We start from the raw sequence: 2,911 nt of genomic DNA, 5'->3' as shown, positions 1-2,911 counted from the left end.
ATTAGATTAAGACCTCGACCTATTAGTATTGGTCAGCTAAATGTGTTACCACACTTACACCTCCAACCTATCTACCTTGTAGTCTTCAAGGGGTCTTACTAGCTTGCGCTATGGGATATCTTATCTTGAGGGAGGCTTCACGCTTAGATGCCTTCAGCGTTTATCCCTTCCGAACTTGGCTACTCTGCTATGCACTTGGTAGTACAACAGATACACCAGCGGTTCGTCCATCCCGGTCCTCTCGTACTAAGGACAGCTCCTCTCAAATATCCTGCGCCCACGACGGATAGGGACCGAACTGTCTCACGACGTTCTGAACCCAGCTCGCGTACCGCTTTAATGGGCGAACAGCCCAACCCTTGGGACCTACTACAGCCCCAGGATGCGATGAGCCGACATCGAGGTGCCAAACCACTCCGTCGATGTGAACTCTTGGGAGTGATAAGCCTGTTATCCCCGGGGTAGCTTTTATCCGTTGAGCGATGGCAATCCCACTTTATACCACCGGATCACTAAGTCCTACTTTCGTACCTGCTCCACCCGTCGGTGTCACAGTCAAGCCATCTTATGCCTTTGCACTCTTCGAATGATTTCCAACCATTCTGAGATGACCTTTGAGCGCCTCCGATACCTTTTCGGAGGCGACCGCCCCAGTCAAACTCCCCACCTGACATTGTCCCTTACCAGGATCACTGGTATAGGTTAGAAATCCAGTACTACAAGGGAGGTATCCCAACGTCGACTCTGGCAAGACTGGCGTCCTACCTTCTTAGTCTCCCTCCTATCCTGTACATGTAATACCGAATCCCAGTATCAAGCTGGAGTAAAGCTCCACGGGGTCTTTCCGTCCTGTCGCGGGTAACCGGCATCTTCACCGGTACTACAATTTCACCGGGCGCGTTGTCGAGACAGTGCCCAAATCGTTACGCCTTTCGTGCGGGTCGGAACTTACCCGACAAGGAATTTCGCTACCTTAGGACCGTTATAGTTACGGCCGCCGTTTACTGGGGCTTAAGTTCATAGCTTCGGATTGCTCCTAACCACTCCCCTTAACCTTCCAGCACCGGGCAGGCGTCAGCCCCTATACTTCACCTTTCGGTTTTGCAGAGACCTGTGTTTTTGCTAAACAGTCGCTTGGGCCTATTCTCTGCGGCCTGTATTTCTACAGGCACCCCTTCTCCCGAAGTTACGGGGTCATTTTGCCGAGTTCCTTAACAACGCTTCTCCCGTCGGCCTTAGGATTCTCTCCTCATCCACCTGTGTCGGTTTACGGTACGGGCACATATAAAACAATAGCGGCTTTTCTTGGCAGCATAGATTCAGAGACTTCCCTACTTAATTTCGGTCCTCGTCACACTTCAGAAACATCTGGCGGATTTGCCTACCAGACTATCCTTTGTGCTTGAGCGGGTCTTTCCATTCCCCGCTTCTCCTATCCTTCTGCGTCCCCACAGTTCTGTTTATATGCGGTACAGGAATTTCAACCTGTTGTCCATCGACTACGACTCTCGTCCTCGCCTTAGGTCCCGACTTACCCAGAGAAGATCAGCTTTACTCTGGAAACCTTGGATATTCGGCCGAGAAGATTCTCACTTCTCTCTCGCTACTCATTCCGGCATTCTCTCTTCTTATTAGTCCACTGCTCCTTACGGTACAGCTTCCTCCCAAATAAGAATGCTCCTCTACCAATTGAACTATGTTCAATTCCACAGCTTCGGTGTTGTGTTTTAGCCCCGGACATTTTCGGCGCAAGATCTCTCGACTAGTGAGCTATTACGCACTCTTTGAATGAGTGGCTGCTTCTAAGCCAACATCCTAGTTGTCTCTGAAATCTCACATCCTTTTCCACTTAACACATACTTTGGGACCTTAGCTGGTGGTCTGGGCTCTTTCCCTTTTGACTACCCAACTTATCTCGCGCAGTCTGACTCCTGATGAGCATCTATATGGCATTCGGAGTTTGATATGCTTCGGTAAGCTTTGACGCCCCCTAGGCAATTCAGTGCTCTACCTCCATTAGACTCCATCAAGGCTAGCCCTAAAGCTATTTCGAGGAGAACCAGCTATCTCCGGGTTCGATTGGAATTTCTCCGCTACCCACACCTCATCTCCACGTTTTTCAACACATGTGAGTTCGGTCCTCCATTACCTTTTACGGTAACTTCAACCTGGACATGGGTAGGTCACCCGGTTTCGGGTCTACACCTGCTGACTCAACGCCCTATTAAGACTTGGTTTCCCTTCGGCTCCAGACCTTTAGTCCTTAACCTTGCCAACAAATGTAACTCGCCGGACCGTTCTACAAAAAGTACGCGGTCGGCCTGATATATATACGGCCTTCCACTGCTTGTAAACATAGGGTTTCAGGTTCTTTTTCACTCCCCTCCCGGGGTTCTTTTCACCTTTCCTTCACAGTACTATGCGCTATCGGTCACTGAGGAGTATTTAGCCTTGGGGGGTGGTCCCCCCTGTTTCCCACAGGGTTTCTCGTGTCCCGTGGTACTCTGGATCCTGCCAGCTCTGTCTAGTTTTCGTCTACAGGACTTTCACCCTCTTTGGTTGGCTTTCCCAAAACCATTCGACTAACCTTCTAGAATACCTTATGCAGTCCTCAACCCCTATAAACAAGTTTATAGGTTTGGGCTCTTTCCCTTTCGCTCGCCACTACTTAGGAAATCGATGTTTCTTTCTCCTCCTTCGGGTACTTAGATGTTTCAGTTCCCCGAGTTCCCTCTATTAAGCTATGTATTCACTTAATAGTGACTGAGCTTTTCTCAGCCGGGTTTCCCCATTCGGATATCTCCGGATCAATGGCTATTTGCGCCTCCCCGAAGCTTTTCGCAGCTTATCACGTCCTTCATCGGCTCTCAGTGCCAAGGCATCCACCCTACGCTCTTACTATCTTAATCTA

1 rRNA gene is annotated in these 2,911 nt (G+C 49.7%); it reads right to left on the bottom strand.

What is annotated here, in order from left to right:
• Positions 1 to 2 precede the first annotated feature (2 nt).
• Positions 3 to 2,909: ribosomal RNA gene (locus EDC18_RS14300) — 23S ribosomal RNA — on the bottom strand.
• Positions 2,910 to 2,911 lie beyond the last annotated feature (2 nt).

The sequence above is a fragment of the Natranaerovirga pectinivora genome, from assembly GCF_004342165.1.
Lineage (GTDB): Bacteria > Bacillota > Clostridia > Lachnospirales > DSM-24629 > Natranaerovirga > Natranaerovirga pectinivora.
This window is presented reverse-complemented; position numbering and strand designations above follow the sequence as displayed.